This is a genomic window from Bordetella pertussis 18323, from assembly GCF_000306945.1.
GTDB lineage: Bacteria > Pseudomonadota > Gammaproteobacteria > Burkholderiales > Burkholderiaceae_B > Bordetella > Bordetella pertussis.
In genome coordinates, this window is record NC_018518.1 from 1383590 (window position 1) to 1399213 (window position 15624).

General features: G+C 66.3%; 14 protein-coding genes, 1 other RNA gene and 2 pseudogenes. 6 read left to right on the forward strand and 11 right to left on the reverse strand.

Features of this window, described 5'->3' with window-relative positions:
- Positions 1-28: 28 nt before the first annotated feature.
- From BN118_RS06545 to BN118_RS06565, 5 genes and pseudogenes are all read right to left on the reverse strand, one after another.
- A complete protein-coding gene (locus BN118_RS06545) occupies positions 29-979 on the reverse strand; it encodes an IS481-like element IS481 family transposase (protein ID WP_005013747.1) in 951 nt (316 codons plus the stop codon).
- A gap of 81 nt (positions 980-1060) precedes the next feature.
- The gene (locus BN118_RS06550; protein WP_227915017.1) at positions 1061-1660 is read right to left on the reverse strand and encodes an ABC transporter ATP-binding protein; all 600 of its coding nucleotides are present in this window, start codon (positions 1658-1660) and stop codon (positions 1061-1063) included.
- The gene (locus tag BN118_RS06555) at positions 1650-2639 is read right to left on the reverse strand and encodes a branched-chain amino acid ABC transporter permease (protein WP_003811518.1); all 990 of its coding nucleotides are present in this window, start codon (positions 2637-2639) and stop codon (positions 1650-1652) included. The genes BN118_RS06550 and BN118_RS06555 overlap by 11 nt, the downstream gene beginning before the upstream one ends.
- An 11-nt stretch (positions 2640-2650) precedes the next feature.
- Positions 2651-3529 (reverse strand): annotated as a pseudogene (locus BN118_RS06560) (branched-chain amino acid ABC transporter permease).
- A gap of 51 nt (positions 3530-3580) precedes the next feature.
- On the reverse strand, positions 3581-4786 hold the full coding sequence (locus tag BN118_RS06565) for an ABC transporter substrate-binding protein (RefSeq protein WP_014905642.1): 1206 nt from the start codon (positions 4784-4786) through the stop codon (positions 3581-3583).
- A 195-nt stretch (positions 4787-4981) separates the two neighbouring features.
- Between BN118_RS06565 and BN118_RS06570 the strand changes: the two genes are divergently transcribed.
- The 6 genes and pseudogenes from BN118_RS06570 (at position 4982) to BN118_RS06595 (ending at position 10959) form a co-directional block, all read left to right on the forward strand.
- Positions 4982-5467 (forward strand): VOC family protein, encoded by a 486-nt coding sequence (locus BN118_RS06570; RefSeq protein ID WP_003811524.1) that lies wholly within the window; start codon positions 4982-4984, stop codon positions 5465-5467.
- Positions 5460-6668 (forward strand): FAD binding domain-containing protein, encoded by a 1209-nt coding sequence (locus BN118_RS06575; protein WP_014905643.1) that lies wholly within the window; start codon positions 5460-5462, stop codon positions 6666-6668. Before BN118_RS06570 ends, BN118_RS06575 begins: the two co-directional genes overlap by 8 nt.
- A 176-nt stretch (positions 6669-6844) precedes the next feature.
- Complete coding sequence (locus BN118_RS06580) at positions 6845-7771, forward strand: LysR family transcriptional regulator (RefSeq protein WP_014905644.1); 927 nt, start codon at positions 6845-6847, stop codon at positions 7769-7771.
- Between the two features lie 116 nt (positions 7772-7887).
- Positions 7888-8894, forward strand: a pseudogene (locus BN118_RS06585) (LLM class oxidoreductase).
- Between the two features lie 13 nt (positions 8895-8907).
- Positions 8908-9927 carry an alkene reductase gene (locus BN118_RS06590; protein WP_257792204.1) on the forward strand — a complete coding sequence of 340 codons (1020 nt, stop codon included), beginning with the start codon at positions 8908-8910 and terminating at the stop codon, positions 9925-9927.
- 81 nt (positions 9928-10008) lie between these two features.
- Positions 10009-10959, forward strand: coding sequence for an IS481-like element IS481 family transposase (locus tag BN118_RS06595; protein ID WP_014905645.1), 951 nt, complete (start codon positions 10009-10011; stop codon positions 10957-10959).
- 29 nt (positions 10960-10988) lie between these two features.
- On the opposite strand, the gene BN118_RS06600 is transcribed toward BN118_RS06595, so the two are convergent.
- The 6 genes from BN118_RS06600 to ompA form a co-directional block, all read right to left on the reverse strand.
- Entirely contained in the window at positions 10989-11171 is a 183-nt protein-coding gene (locus BN118_RS06600) for a type II toxin-antitoxin system HicA family toxin (protein WP_010930090.1), read from the reverse strand.
- A gap of 343 nt (positions 11172-11514) precedes the next feature.
- Positions 11515-11901, reverse strand: a transfer-messenger RNA (tmRNA) gene (gene ssrA / locus BN118_RS19300).
- Between the two features lie 42 nt (positions 11902-11943).
- Positions 11944-13125, reverse strand: a complete 1182-nt coding sequence (locus BN118_RS06605) for an MFS transporter (protein WP_014905646.1) — start codon at positions 13123-13125, stop codon at positions 11944-11946.
- Positions 13126-13340: 215 nt separating this feature from the next.
- On the reverse strand, positions 13341-14018 hold the full coding sequence (locus BN118_RS06610) for an HAD-IA family hydrolase (RefSeq protein ID WP_010930092.1): 678 nt from the start codon (positions 14016-14018) through the stop codon (positions 13341-13343).
- A complete protein-coding gene (gene ubiG / locus BN118_RS06615) occupies positions 14015-14740 on the reverse strand; it encodes a bifunctional 2-polyprenyl-6-hydroxyphenol methylase/3-demethylubiquinol 3-O-methyltransferase UbiG (RefSeq protein ID WP_010930093.1) in 726 nt (241 codons plus the stop codon). Before ubiG ends, BN118_RS06610 begins: the two co-directional genes overlap by 4 nt.
- 125 nt (positions 14741-14865) lie before the next feature.
- A complete protein-coding gene (gene ompA, locus BN118_RS06620) occupies positions 14866-15447 on the reverse strand; it encodes an outer membrane protein OmpA (protein WP_010930094.1) in 582 nt (193 codons plus the stop codon).
- Positions 15448-15624: the final 177 nt, after the last annotated feature.

The following is a 15624-nucleotide window of genomic DNA, read 5'->3' on the forward strand; positions in this document are numbered from 1 at the left end:
GCGAATCCGGGCTTTCTAGGGAAAACCACTAGGTGTGAACTGTCAATAGGTTGTATTCGTCCAGGTTGAGTCTGGAGATGGGTACAGCGCGCCCGATGCCTTGGTGGGGTCGATGCCAGTTGTAGTGGTGTAGCCAGGATTTCATGGCATCGGCTCGGTGTTGGGAGTTCTGGTAGGTGTGAGCGTAAGCCCACTCACGCAAGGCCGACTGGATGAAGCGTTCGGCCTTGCCATTGGTCTGTGGGCGGTAAGGTCGGGTAAAGCGGTGCTTGATGCCCAGCTCATGGCACAGCGCGGCGAAGGCGCGGCTGCGAAAGGCCGAGCCATTGTCGGTGAGCAAGCGCTGGATGGTCACGCCCAGGCGCTGGTAGTAGGCCACTGCGTCCTTGAGGAACTGGACGGCGCTGGGGAAGCGCTCGTCGGGGTGGATGTCGGTGAAGGCCACGCGGGCGTGGTCATCGATGGCCACGAAGACGAAGTCCCAGCCGGCCCCCTCAACGGTATCGCGTCGGTTGCCCGTGACCCGGTGGCCAGGGCGCTGGATACGTCCCAGCTTCTTGATGTCGATGTGCAGCAGATCGCCGGGGGCCTGATGCTCGTAGCGCACCACCGGCTCGGCCGGCTCCAGGTCGGCCAGGTGCGACAGACCGGCGCGGGCCAGGACGCGGCTGACGGTGCTGGCTGACACGCCCAGCGCCTGGGCGATGCGCGCTTGGGTCAGCCGCTTGCGGCGCAGCTCCACGATAGCCAGCGCCTTGGCCGGCGCAATCGCTCGGGGCGAGACCGTCGGGCGCGAGGACGCATCGGCCAAGCCCGCCTGGCCCTGAGCCAGGAAGCGGCCCAGCCATTTGCGCACAGTCGGCGCGGTGACCCCATAGGCGCGGGCCGCTTCAGGCACACAAACTTGATGGGCGATCAATTGCTGGACCATTTCGAGTCGACGTAGGAAGGTCAATCGGGCATGCTTATGGGTGTTCATCCGGCCGGGCTCCTTGAGTGAACTGGGGGGGTGGCGATTTCCAGTTTCTCAAATCCGGTTCGGATGAACCATGCATACAACCTATTGAATCTTCACAACTAGCCGCCGTATCAGGTCCATCATCGCGCGGGTTTCCTCCGGGTTCATGCCCGCGGTGGGCTCGTCCATCAGCAGCAGGCCGGGATCGGCGGCCAGCGCCACCGCGATCTCCAGCGCGCGCTGCTGCCCATGCGCCAGCTCGCGCGCCCTGACCCGGCTCTTGTCGGCCAGCCCCACCGTCTGCAGCAGCGCCATCGCCCGCTCGCGCAACTCGGGCAGGTCGCTGCGCCGGCTCCACAGGTTGTAGCGCGACACCTGCGCCTGCAGGGCGATGCGCACGTTCTCCAGCACGCTGAAACTGGGAAACAGGTTGGTGATCTGGAACGACTTGGCGATGCCGGTGTGCGCGTAGCGATGCTCGGGCAGGCCGGTGATGTCGCGCCCCTCGAACAGCACGCTGCCCTCGCTGGGCGCGAAGGCGCCCGAAAGCAGGTTGAAGTAGGTGCTCTTGCCGGCGCCGTTGGGGCCGATGATAGAGGTCAGACGGCCGCGCGGAATGCGCACCGATACGTTCCTCAGCGCCACGAAGTCGCCGAAGCGCTTGGTCACCGCGCGGGTTTCGATGATGGGGTCAGCGCTCATGGTCGATCCTTTCCAGCACGGTGCCCCACACGCCCTTGGGGAAGAACAGCACGAAGATCACGAACACCGCTCCGACGTAGAGCTGCCAGTTCTCGGTGTATTCGGATGCGACGTCCTGGATGAAGAGAAACAGGGCCGCGCCCACGAACGGCCCGAAATAGGTGCCCATCCCGCCCAGCAGGCAAAGCATGACGACCATGCCCGAGGTCGTATAGGCCAGGGTCTCGATCGCCACGCTGGACAGGTGGATCGCGTTGAGCGCGCCGGCCAGGCCGCAGAACGCGGCCGACAGCACGAAGGTCAGCAGTTTGCTGCGGTCCACGTCGAAGCCGCAGGCGCGGGCGCGCGATTCGTTCTCGCGTATCGCTTCGACCACGCCGCCGAACGGCGAGGACAGGATGCGCGAGAGCACGGCCATCGCCAGCGCGACGAACCCCAGGATGAAGTAGTACTTCTGCATGGGATCGAGCAGGTCCAGGCGCAGCCCCAGCAGCGAGACCTCGGCCACGTTGACGCCGCGCAGGCCGTTCTCGCCGCCCGAGGCCGGCAACTGGTAGACCAGGAAGTAGACGCACTGCGACAGCGCCAGCGTGACCATCGCGAAGTAGATGCCGCGCGTGCGGATGGCCAGCAGGCCCATGGCCAGCGCGACCAGGGCCGACATGGCGATGGCCGCCGGCACCGCCCACCACCAGGCGGCGCCGTGCTGCGAGATCAGGATGCCCGCCGTGTAGGCGCCCGTGCCGAGAAAGGCCGCATGGCCGAAGGACAGCAGGCCCATGTAGCCGAACAGCAGATTAAAGCCGACGGCGTAGAGCCCGAAGATCAGCACGTTGATGGCAACCGACTGATACGGCATGATCCACGGGAACACGCAGAAGAACGCGATGGCGGCCAGCACGCGGTGGCGCGCGACCAGCCCGCGCAGTACCGTGGCGCCGGAGGGCCTGGCGCCCGCCGCGAATGACAATGAACGCATGAATCCTCTCCTTACGCCAGCAGTCTGGATCGACCGAACAGCCCTTGCGGCCGCCACAGCAGCACCGCGGCCATGATCACGAACATGGACACCTTGGCCGCCTCCGGGAAAAACAGCACCGACATGCTTTCGGCCACGCCGACCAGCAGCCCCGCCACCACCGCGCCCATCAGCGATCCCATCCCGCCGACGACCGTCACCACGAAGGCCACGATCAGCACCGAGGTGCCCATCTCGGGCGACACGCCCTACAAGGGCGCCGCCAGCACGCCGGCGAGCGCGGCGATGCCGGTGCCCAGGCCGAATACCAGCAGCCAGACGCGCGACACATCGATGCCCAGCACGCGGACGATGACGGGGTCGCGCGCGCCGGCGCGCACGATCAATTCGAACGCGGTCTTCTCGATCAGCAGCCACAGCGCCAGCAGCAGCACGATCGTCACGGCGATGATGAAAAGCCGGTAGGTCGGGAAATCGGCAAAGCCCAGGTTGGTGAAGCCGGCCAGCGCCTCGGGCGTGTCGAAGGGCAGCCCCGCGCGGCCGAACAGCATGCGCACGGCTTCCACCAGCATGTAGGCCAGCCCGAAGGTCAGCAGGAGCGGATAGTCGATTCCGCGTCCGTAGAGCGGGCGTATCAGCCAGCGCTCGCAGACCATGCCCACGGCCGCCACGGCCAGCGGCGCCAGCAGCATGGCCGCCCAGAAGTTCTGCGTCAGGCCCAGCACCACGACGCCCGCGTACGCCCCGAGCATGAAAAAAGCCCCGTGCGCGAAATTCACCACCGTCAGCATGCCGAATATCAGCGACAGGCCGACCGCCAGCAGCACGTAGATGGCTCCCAGCGCCAGCCCGGTGAACAGCTGGAGCAACAACACCAGATCAACAGTCATTCTCGTCCCCTGCCCCGTCGCCGGCCCAAGCACGGCGGCGGGGCGAAATGCCTACTTGAAGCCCAGCGCCTGGCAGCTGCGCAGGATCTGCTCGCTGGGCGCTTCGGTATGCAGCAGCTTGAATACCTCGTCGGGGTGGGCGTTGTCCTTGCCCACCGACTGGATGACCAGCACCGACTGCACCGATTGCTGGTCGCAGCCGCGGTAATACTGGGCTCCCTTGTAGGTGTCGTACTTCAGCTTGCGCAGCGCCGCCGCGACCTCGTCGGTATCCGTGCTGCCGGCGTCCCGGACCGCCAGCAGAAGCGATTTCACGGCCGAATAAGCCATGGCGCCATAGTCGGACGGAAAGCGGCCCTTGTTCTCGGCCTGGAAGGCGGCGTTGAACGCCTTGGCCGACGGCACGCTGTCCTGGATCGCCCAGTAGTACTGGGTTCCGCCCACGACATCCTGGTAGGTCGCCGCGCCGCCCGAGACGCGGGCGGTGTAGGTCAGGATCGGGGTGACGAACCTGATATTGCGCTTCATGCCGAAATCGGCCGCCTGCTTGATCGAAATGCGGTTGTCGGCGCCGAAGTTGTTGAACACCAGCACGTCCGGATTGAGCGCCTTCAGGCGCGGCAGGAAAGCCGAATAGTCGGAGGCGCCCAGCGGATGCTTGACCTCGCCGACCACCTCGGCGCCCTGCTGGCGGGCCACCTCGGTAAAACCGCGCGTCATCTCGTGGCCATACGCATAATCGGCGGTGAGAAAGGCCACCCTCATGCCGGGCTTGAAGACATACTTGCCCACCGCCTGCGTGGTCATGTGCGGATTGAGCGCCTCATGGAAAGTGTATGGGCTGGCGTCGGCGGCCTCGTTGATCGCGTCGGACTGGCTGATGGAGATATACAGCTTCTTGCGCTGCCTGGTGACGTTGTTGATCGACAGCTGCGTCGCCGCCGAAAGCCCGCCGACGATGAAGTTGACCCCGTCCTTCTCGATCAGCTCCAGCGCGCGGGTGGCGGCTTCGGCCGGGTTGAGGCGGTCGTCGCGCACCAGAAGCTGGGCCTTGCGGCCGTCGAGGCCGCCAGCATCGTTGAACTGCTTGACCGCCAGCTCGGCATTGCGCACCTGGTTTTGCGCTTCCGCGCCGTAAGGACCGCTGAGCGGCACCGGCAGCCCGATCTTGATGGTCTGCGCCTGGACCGCGCTGGCGGCGCACCAGAGCGCTGCCGCCAGCAGGCCCGAGGCGCGCCATGGGGTTCGCATGGACATTGATGTCTCCTGGTCAGATTGGATCCCGCACGATCCGTTGTTTATCATATGATAACTATCGTACAGGCCGTTCGGCTTGTCAATTTTTTCTTCGCGGGGAAAACCCTTGGCGTCGTTTTCTTTCCATTCGCTTGCGCAGCGGGAAATCGATCTCTATTATTTATCACTCGATTACTTGAATCAAGGAGGCGCCACATGCCTGTCCGCAAACTCGCTCACTACTCCGTGCGCACGGCGTCCCTGGACGCCTCGCGCCGCTTCTATACCGAAATCCTGGGGTTCAAGGAAGGCTACCGCCCGGCGTTCAAGTTTCCGGGCGTCTGGCTGTACCAGGGCGGCGACGAGGCCGACTACGGCGTGGTCCACCTCATCGGCGTGGACCGCGACGACCCGCAGGGGCTGGCCGACTATCTCGGCGACAAGGACGCCGCCAGCCTGCATGGCAGCGCGGCGATCGACCACCTGGCGTTCCTGGCGACCGACCTGGCCGACATGCGCGCGCGCCTGGCGAACGCCGGCCTCGATTTCCGCGAGCGCACGGTGCCGGACCTCGGGCTGCACCAGGTGTTCGTCGAAGACCCATCCGGCGTGACCATCGAATTGAACTATCCCGCGGCACAGGCGATGGGCGCCGACGCCGCAACCCCGCACAACGGAGACCAGCATGCAACCCGTGCGTAAAGCGGCCGTCATCGGAGGCTCCCTGGGCGGCCTGTTCGCCGCCAACCTGTTGTTGCGCGCGGGCTGGGACGTCCACGTCCACGAGCGGGTGCACGACGAGCTCGACGGCCGTGGCGCCGGTATCGTGACCCATCCCGAGCTGCTGGACGTGCTGCGCCGGATAGGCGTGGCGCCGACCGAATCGATCGGCATCGAGGTGGCGCGCCGCGTCACCCTGGACCTGGACGGCAGCGTACTGGCCAGCCGTGCGCTGCCACAACTGCTGACCGCCTGGGGACGGCTGTTCAGCATCCTGAGAACGCGCTTCCCGGCCGAACGCTACCATCGCGGCCAGGCGCTCGAATCCCTGGAGCAGGACGAGCGCAGGGCCTTGCTGCGGTTTACCGACGGCGCGCGCGCCGAGGTGGACCTGGTGGTGGCGGCCGACGGCTTGCGCTCGACCCTGCGCCAGGCGCTGCTGCCGCAGGCCAGGCCCGCCTATGCGGGCTACGTGGCCTGGCGGGGGCTGGTCGACGAAGCCAGCCTGAGCGAACGCACGCGCCGCGAGCTGTGCCCCTACTTTGCCTTCGGCCTGCCGGCGCACGAGCAGATGATCGCCTATCCCGTGGCAGGCACAGGCTCCGGCGCGCAAGACGCCGCCCGGCGCTTCAACTTCGTGTGGTATCGCCCGGCCGACGAACACACCACGTTCCGGGACATGGTGACCGACGCCCAGGGCCAGGCCTGGATGGACGGCATTCCTCCCCCGCTGATCCGGCCGGAAATCGTGGCGCAGGCGCGCCAGGCCGCCGCGCAGGTACTGGCCCCGCAGTTCGGCGAGGTCGTGGCCAAAACCGCCAACCTGTTCTTCCAGCCGATTTTCGACCTGGAAAGCCCGCGCCTGGCGCTGGGGCGCGTCGCCTTTCTGGGCGACGCGGCGTTCGTGGCGCGTCCGCATTGCGGCATGGGCGTGACCAAGGCCGCCGGCGACGCGCGCGCGCTGGCCGATGCGCTCGCGGGTACGCCGGATATCGGCGCCGCGCTACAGGCGTACGAAGACGAACGCTTGCCGTTCGGCAAGTTCATCGTCGGCCACGCCCGCGACCTGGGCCGCTACATGCAGGCCCAATTGCGCGACGAGGCGGAGCGCGAGATGGCCGAGCGGTACCGGACTCCCGAAGCCATCATGCGCGAAACGGCCGTGGCGCCGGCCTGGCGCTAGCTGCGATGCCAGGGACCGGGTCTTTCCAGGCGGCGCATGACACCGCCCGGAAAAACCGGCCGCCTTCGCGCGCCCGCACTTCGCGCCGCAAGTTGGAATACCATTTCGTCAGTCGGGGAAATGGCTTCCCACGGCAGGCAACGCGCACCATCGCGCCCTTTGGATCGACGGCTTCCATGGAACCCAACCGCTTCGGCGACATCCTGGCTTTCGTGTCGGCGGTGAAAGCCGGCAGCTTCACGTCGGCGGCCGCCACGCTGGGCGTGACCCGCTCGGCGGTCGGCAAGAGCGTCGCCCGGCTCGAGGCGCGCCTGGGCGTGCGGCTCTTGCATCGCACCACGCGCAAGCTGAACGTGACCGGCGAGGGCCTGGTCGTCTTCGAGCGCTGGAGCCAGATCCTCGAAGACCTGGAGGAAGTCGATGCGACCATGGCGCAACGGCGGGGCAAGCCAGCCGGGATCCTGCGGCTGACCGCGCCGCTGTCCTTCGGCCAGCGCCATATCCTGCCCATCCTCAATGCATACGTGACGAATTGGCCGGAAATCCAGGCAGACGTCTGGTTCACCGATCATTACGTGGATCTGATCGAGGAAGGCATCGACGTCGCCGTTCGAATCGGTGGCGTCAAGGACGACGCCCGCATTCTGTCGCGCACCATCGGCGGACAACAGTTCGTCACCTGCGCCGCGCCCGACTACCTGGCCAAGAAGGGCGTGCCGTCGACGCCCGCGGACCTTGCCGGCCACGACACGATCTTCTTTCTGAGCGGACAGCGCCCCATGCCGTGGCGGCTTGGGCAGGGCGACGCGATCGAGGTGTGCGACGGCCCCGGCCGCATGAACATAGACAGTTCGGAGGCGCTGCGCGAGGCCGCGCTTTCCGGCTTCGGGCTGATCCATTTGCCCACCTACATCACGGGCAAGGACCTGCAGCGCGGGGACCTGGTGGAGGTCCTGGAAGCCTACCGTCCTTCCGCCGATCCGATACGGCTCATCTACCCGAGCAAGCGCCACCTTTCCCCGCGCACCCGCGCCTTCATCGATCTGCTGATCGAGCGGTGGCGCGATGGTGTGCCGTGGGAGCGCCTGGAGCCCGCCAGCTGACAAAGACTGCGACGTATTCGGGAATTCAAGTCCCGAGTAAGGGGCATCGCAGGCAGTTTATCCGCCGCCAGGAATCAATCAGACTGCACGGCATGTACTGATTGGAGCCTCACCCGATGGACACCCCGAATTCCGCCCCCCTCGACCGCCCCTCCTTCGAACCGCCTTGCGCAGGCCTGGAAAGCCACGCGGGGTTCGGCCGGCTGTTCCGGCCCGCGGCCCTGAGCATCGGCCTGATTCTGCCGCTGGAAACCCACCCGGACAGGCCCGCGCCCACGATGGCGCGCCACGTCGAGATGGCGCAGCGCGCCGAAGCGCTCGGTTTCGGAGCCCTGTGGCTGCGCGACGTGCCCTTTCATGACCCGGCCTATGGCGACGTCGCCCAGATATTCGAACCCCTGGTCTACATCGGCTACCTCGCCGCGGCCACCCGGCGCATCGCGCTGGGCACGACCGGAATCGTTCTGCCGACCCACGAGCCGATGTACCTGGCCAAACAGGCGGCCTCGCTCGATCAACTGAGCGGCGGGCGTTTCGTGCTGGGCCTGTCGTCGGGCGACCGCCTGAGCGACTACCCCATGCTGGGCATCGATTACGACTCCCGTGGCGCGCGCTACCGCGATGCCTACGGCGTCCTGCGCACGCTTACCGAACAGCGTTTTCCCAACTTCCGATCGGCGGCTCGGATGGAAAGCTGGACCTCGTGCCCAAGCCGCTGCATGGCCGCGTTCCCGCCATCGCCGTGGGCGCCGCGCAGCAGACCCTGGCATGGCTGGCAAGGAATATGGATGGCTTGCTCACCGGCGCGCCCATGCCGCAGCGCCTCTCGCGGCTGGCGCAGGAATGGCGCGACCACGTCGCGCGGCTGGCCGGCCCGGCGCATTTCAAGCCGCTTGGGCTTGGCGGCTATCTCGACCTGAGCGCCAACCCGGATGAACCCTTCCAGCGTATTCCGGGCGGTTTTCGCGCCGGACGCAACGGATTGCGCGCCTACCTGGAACTGGCGCGCGCGGCCGGCGTGGCGCACGTCGCGCTCAACCCCAAGGTCAGCCGCCAGCCGTATGCGGAAATCCTGGACGAGCTGGCGCAGTACGTGCTGCCCGAATTCCCCTCCCATTCTTGAGGCAGGCATGACCATGGCTTCGATATTCTCCCCTTACGAACTGGGCGAACTGATACTGCCCAACCGGGTGGTCATGGCGCCGATGACGCGCGCCCGGACCCTGGACACCGTGCCCGCGCAAAGCATGGCGCTCTATTACGCGCAACGCGCCAGCGCCGGCCTCATCGTCACCGAAAGCGCCCAGGTCTCGGCGCAGGGGCGCGGCTATCTGTGCACCCCCGGCATCCATACCCCGGAACAGGTCGCGGCATGGCGAAACGTGACCGACGCCGTGCACCGGGCCGGCGGGCGGATCTTCATCCAGTTGTGGCATGTCGGCAGGCTGTCGCACACCAGCCTGCTGCCCGATGGCGGGAGCCCGGTCGGGCCCGTGAGCGTGGCCGCCGCCCACACCCTGGTGCAGGCTTACGGCCACGACGGCCGGCCCGCGCAGGTTCCGGCCAGCCCGCCGGCGGCGCTGGATATCGCCGGCATCCGCCGTATCGTCGCCGACTTCCGCGCCGCTGCCGAAAACGCCGCGCGCGCCGGTTTCGACGGCGTGGAAATCCATGCCGGCAACGGCTTTCTGTTCGAGCAGTTCATCAACGCGGGCCTGAATACGCGCGAGGACCAGTACGGCGGCCCGTCGATCGCCAATCGGCTCCGGCTGCTGCTGGAGACGGTGGATGCCGTCAGTGCCGCCATCGGCAGGCAACGCGTCGGCGTACGCATCTCACCGTTCGCGCACGCGGGCGACCTGCATGAGTTCGACTCTGAAAAGGCAAGCTGGCTGGGCCTGGCCGGGGCGCTTTGCCAGCGGCGGATTGCCTACCTGCACGCCAGCCATCTTGGCCAGGCAGGCTTCCAACGGGATATGCGCAAGGCATTCGGCGGCACCTTCATGCTGGCCGGCGGCTTTACCGCCCAGACGGCTCAGGCCGCGCTCGATGCCGGCGAGGCGGACCTGGTGGTCTTCGGCCGCCCGTTCATCGCAAACCCCGACCTGGTCGAGCGCATGCGCCACGGATGGCCGCTAGCTGTGAAGATTCAATAGGTTGTATGCATGGTTCATCCGAACCGGATTTGAGAAACTGGAAATCGCCACCCCCCCAGTTCACTCAAGGAGCCCGGCCGGATGAACACCCATAAGCATGCCCGATTGACCTTCCTACGTCGACTCGAAATGGTCCAGCAATTGATCGCCCATCAAGTTTGTGTGCCTGAAGCGGCCCGCGCCTATGGGGTCACCGCGCCGACTGTGCGCAAATGGCTGGGCCGCTTCCTGGCTCAGGGCCAGGCGGGCTTGGCCGATGCGTCCTCGCGCCCGACGGTCTCGCCCCGAGCGATTGCGCCGGCCAAGGCGCTGGCTATCGTGGAGCTGCGCCGCAAGCGGCTGACCCAAGCGCGCATCGCCCAGGCGCTGGGCGTGTCAGCCAGCACCGTCAGCCGCGTCCTGGCCCGCGCCGGTCTGTCGCACCTGGCCGACCTGGAGCCGGCCGAGCCGGTGGTGCGCTACGAGCATCAGGCCCCCGGCGATCTGCTGCACATCGACATCAAGAAGCTGGGACGTATCCAGCGCCCTGGCCACCGGGTCACGGGCAACCGACGCGATACCGTTGAGGGGGCCGGCTGGGACTTCGTCTTCGTGGCCATCGATGACCACGCCCGCGTGGCCTTCACCGACATCCACCCCGACGAGCGCTTCCCCAGCGCCGTCCAGTTCCTCAAGGACGCAGTGGCCTACTACCAGCGCCTGGGCGTGACCATCCAGCGCTTGCTCACCGACAATGGCTCGGCCTTTCGCAGCCGCGCCTTCGCCGCGCTGTGCCATGAGCTGGGCATCAAGCACCGCTTTACCCGACCTTACCGCCCACAGACCAATGGCAAGGCCGAACGCTTCATCCAGTCGGCCTTGCGTGAGTGGGCTTACGCTCACACCTACCAGAACTCCCAACACCGAGCCGATGCCATGAAATCCTGGCTACACCACTACAACTGGCAGCGACCCCACCAAGGCATCGGGCGCGCTGTACCCATCTCCAGACTCAACCTGGACGAATACAACCTATTGACAGTTCACAACTAGCAGGCCCCGATTGCTTCGGGGCTTGTGTCTCACTTCAAACCAGCTGCTTTGAGGATGCTGTTTAGTAGTCCGATGCCGAGATCCTTTTTAGGGTGAGGGACGCTGATATGTCCGGGGCGGTCTGGGTGGGTGAAAACGTGGTGGGATCCCTTAACGCCCCGCAGTGTCCACCCGGACCGCTCAAGCTGCTTGATCAGTTCTTTGCTGTCCATGTGTGTGCTATACACACTTTCAATGTGTATAGTACACATTAACAAACTATTTTGCCCCGCGCGAGGTGTTGCGCGGGGCTTTTCATTTCCCCTCCCGCTACCGAGGGGCCGCGCGCTGGGCCGCGTGCGGGGGGCAATCTCTGGGGCGATGGCCGCCAGGACCACCCACTTGACCAAATCAAGCCCCACCGCCCGGCGGCGGCTTTCCGTTCCGGTACTGCCTCGTCGCCCGAGCCCCACCTGCGGGCTGGGAAAAGCTGACCAAGCAACTCAAAACAGCCAAAAAAAATAGCCAACTTTTGAAGTTGGCTATTAGGTAAATACTTGATACTTAACGGAAATTTGGTGGAGCCGGGGGGAATTGAACCCCCGTCCGCAAGCCCTCCGCAACCAGTTCTACATGCTTAGTCGATCTATTTGGATTTAACCCTGGACTTAGCCGATCGACGGGCCGGACCAGGGCGATTCACGTAATTTAAACCAACGCCGTGTGACCCCAGCGGTGGCCGATTCCTTGTGAATGTCGCTGCTGCGGTTCGGGGTTGCCCCCTGGGAAGTTGCCTTCCCCCGCCTGACCCAAGGACAGATCAGTGCAGCGGCTCACCGCTTAAGCGGCGAGAGCGAAACGCTCGTCGTTGGCGTTTGTAGTGTTCCAGTGGATTAACGAGCTTACTGGTGCTCGGCATGCCCTGAGCTGTTTCATGACCCACGTCGAATCCGGATCGGCCCCAAGGTTGACAGCCATTGTACCGTTAATTCGGCCCGCGCGTCTTCATGGTTCGATGCCCGGCGCGGGCGCCGCCGGGCGGGGCGTGGGCGGGCGCCGCGACAGCACCAGCGCGATGGCCAGGCCCACCGCCGCGAGGACGATGACGGCGGCGACCGTGCCCAGGGACGCCAGGCCGCGGCTGTCGATGAAGTGGCCGCCCACGGCTGCGCCCAGGCCGATGCCGATGTTGGCGCCCGAGATGTTCAACGACGCGGCGAAGGCCGGCGCCTGCGGGGCGGCCTTGATGACGCGCACGTGGCAGACCGTCAGCAGCGCGGCCTGGGCGACGCCCCACAGCGCCAGCGCGAGCGCCAGCCAGTACGGCGCCTGCATGACCTGGGCGACGAACAGCAGGCCGGCGGTCATGATCAGGCTGAACAGGATGGTGGCGCCCAGCGGGCTGCGGTCGACCAGGCGTCCGCCGAGCCAGTTGCCCAATATGCCGGCGCCGCCGAAGGCCATCATGGTCCAGCCCACGACCTTGCCGTCGAAGCCGGCCAGGTGCTCGAGCATGTCGGCCAGGTAGGTGTAGGCGGTGAACATGCCGGTGAAGACAAGCAGGGACAGCATCACATGGCCCAGCAGCCTGGGGTCGCGCAGGATGCGCAGTTGGGTGCTCAGGCGCTGGTTCTGGCGCCCCGTCCTCGGTTTGGGAAAGTAGGCCAGCAGCAGGGCCTTGGCCCAGGCCACGGCGGTCAGCACCGCGAAGGCGGCGCGCCAGCCGAAGGCGTCGGAAACCAGCACGCCGATGGGAATGCCCAGGACGGTGGCGGCGACGATGCCGAAGCCGATGATGGATATGGCGCGCCCGGCATAGGCGGGGCCGACCAGCTCGACGGCGGTGGCGCTGGCCAGCGACCAGAACACGGGCAGCGCCAGGGCGGGCACGAAGCGGGCGAACGCCATGACCCAGATGTTGGGCGAGACGGCGGCCAGGGCATTGGCCAGGCCGAACAGCACCAGCACCCAGACGAACAGGCGCTTGCGTTCGAGATTGGCCAGCAGGGCGGTCAGCACCGGGCCGGCGGCGGCCACCGTGAAGGCGAACAGCGACACCAGCAGGCCGGCCTGCGACACGGTGACCTGCAGGTCGCGCGCCAGGGGCGGCAGCAGGCCGACGATCAGGAATTCCGTGGTCAGAATGGTAAAGCCTGCCGCGGACAGCAGAATGATGGGCAACAACATAGGATTCTCCGCGCACCGGCGAGGCGGGCGCGTTGGGGGGAACGGTTGGACGCGCCGGCGGCTGGGCGGCGCCGGCGCAGGAACGTTACGCTAGAGGAATGCGGTGACGGGATAAAGACGGAAATCTCGGCATGACTGTTCGCGTGGGTGGAGCAATCAGTGGCCGGGTGTGGCGCCGGCACGGGCATGGGGCCCGCGCCGGCCGTCGCCGAAGGTCAGGCCGTGGCGCGCGTGGGCAGCAAGGGTTCGATGGCGGACCACAGTTCGCGCGGCGAAGCGGCGCACGCCTCGGCCTGCCAGGTTGTGACGTCTTCTTCCATGCCAACGTAGCCGTAGGCCGCCGCCACCGCCGGCATGCCGGCCGCATGGGCCGCCTGGATGTCGCGCAGGTCGTCGCCCACGTAGACGCATCGCCCGGCCTCGAAGCCGGCCTGCTCGGCCGCGTGCAGCAGGGGCAGGGGATGCGGCTTGGCGTGGGCGGTGGTGTCGCCGCAGACCAGCACCGCGCTGTCGCGCGTCAGGCCCAGGTGTTCGACGATGGGCAGCGTCAGGTAGGTGACCTTGTTGGTGACGATGCCCCAGGACAGGCCGCGCTGGGCGATATCCTCGAGCAGGTCGGCGATGCCCGGGAACAGGCGGCTGTGCACGGTGGATTCGGCCGCATAGTCTTCCAGGAACTGCAGCCGCGTCGGCTCGTAGTCGGGATGGTCGGGCAACAGGCCCAGCGCGGCGCGCAGCAGGCCGCGCGCGCCCTGGGAAGCCATCGGCTGCAGCGCTTCGTAGGGCATGGGCTCCAGGCCCTTGCGAGTGCGTTGCCGGTTGGCGGCGGCGGCCAGGTCGGGGGCCGTATCGGCCAGGGTGCCGTCGAAATCGAACAGGATGAGGGCGCTCATTTGCGGGTGGACATCAGGTAGTTGACCGAGGTGTTGGCCGACAGCGAATAGACCTGGGTAATGGGGTTGTACTCCATGCCGCGCATGCCCGTGGGTTCCAGGCCGGCCTGGCGCGCGCTGGTGGCCAGTTCGCTGGGCTTGATGAAGCTGTCGTAGCTGTGGGTGCCGCGCGGCAGCAGGCGCAGAACGTATTCGGCGCCGACGATGGCGAACAGGAACGACTTGGGGTTGCGGTTCAGGGTGGAGAAGAACACCCATCCGCCGGGCTTGGCCAGCGCGGCGCAGGCCCGCACGACGGAGGCCGGATCCGGCACGTGTTCGAGCATTTCCATGCAGGTCACCACGTCGTACTGGCCCGGCTGCTCGGCGGCCAGTTCCTCGACGGGCACGGCGCGGTAATCGACCTTCACGCCGGACTCCAGCCCGTGCAGGCGGGCGATCTTGAGCGATTTCTCGGCCAGGTCGATGCCGGTGACCTGCGCGCCGGCCACGGCCATGCTCTCCGACAGGATGCCGCCGCCGCAGCCCATGTCCAGCACGCGCTTGCCGCTCAGGCTGCCGGCGGTCTCCTGGATCCAGCCCAGGCGCAGCGGGTTGATGGCATGCAGCGGCTTGAATTCGCTTTCCGGGTCCCACCAGCGGGCGGCCAGCGCGCTGAATTTCTCGACCTCGGCTTGGTCGACGTTGACGCCGGGGGCGCTGGATTGGGTGGCTGTCGTCATGGGCGCGGGGGTCGGCGGGCCGACCGGCTCTATACAAGGGTACGGCATGCCGCGCCGGGAGGGCGCGGCAAGAAAAAAGGGCCTCGCTATGCGAGGCCCCCTCATTGTAGCGGCTAGCGCTGCAATTAGTTCTTGCGGCTACCGACGATTTCGATTTCCACGCGACGGTTCTGGGCACGGCCTTCACGCGTCTTGTTCGAAGCGATCGGTTGCAGTTCGCCCTTGCCTTCCGTGTAGATACGGTTGGGGTCGATACCCTTGCTGACCAGGTAGGTCTTGACCGCAGCGGCACGGCGCTCGGACAGCTTCTGGTTGTAGGCTTCGGTGCCGATCGAGTCCGTGTGGCCAACGGCGATGATCGTTTCCAGATCGATCGTGCCGGCTTGCTGGGCGACTTGATCCAGCAGCTGGCGGCCTTCCGGCTTCAGCGTCGACTTGTCGAAGTCGAAGAAGGTGTCAGCATTGAACACGACCTTGGCGGCCATGGGAGCGGACTTTTCCTTCTGAGCGACCGGAACGCCGTCGCAACCGGGGATGCCGGTAGCCGGGGTCCAGAACGCATCGCGCCAGCACAGTTCATTGGTGCCGTTCTTCCAAACGTCGCCAAACGGATTGCGCCAGTTGTCCACGGTTTGCGCGGAAGCTGCACCAGAGGCCGTAACAGCGGCGAAGGCGAGCGCCAGAGCGAATTTGGAGGGTTTGTTCATGTTTCTCCTCGTTGAGCTTGAAGCTGGATAAGTGACTCGCAGCGAACCCCCGCCGCATATCAGGAAAACGGGGCCAGTATAGCAACGCCAAGAACAGGTTCAAAGGATCGCTACTGGGTCTCCTGCGTGCTGGAAACAATCTTAAGGCATTTGGGTGGCTTTGGCTGCCCTAGACCG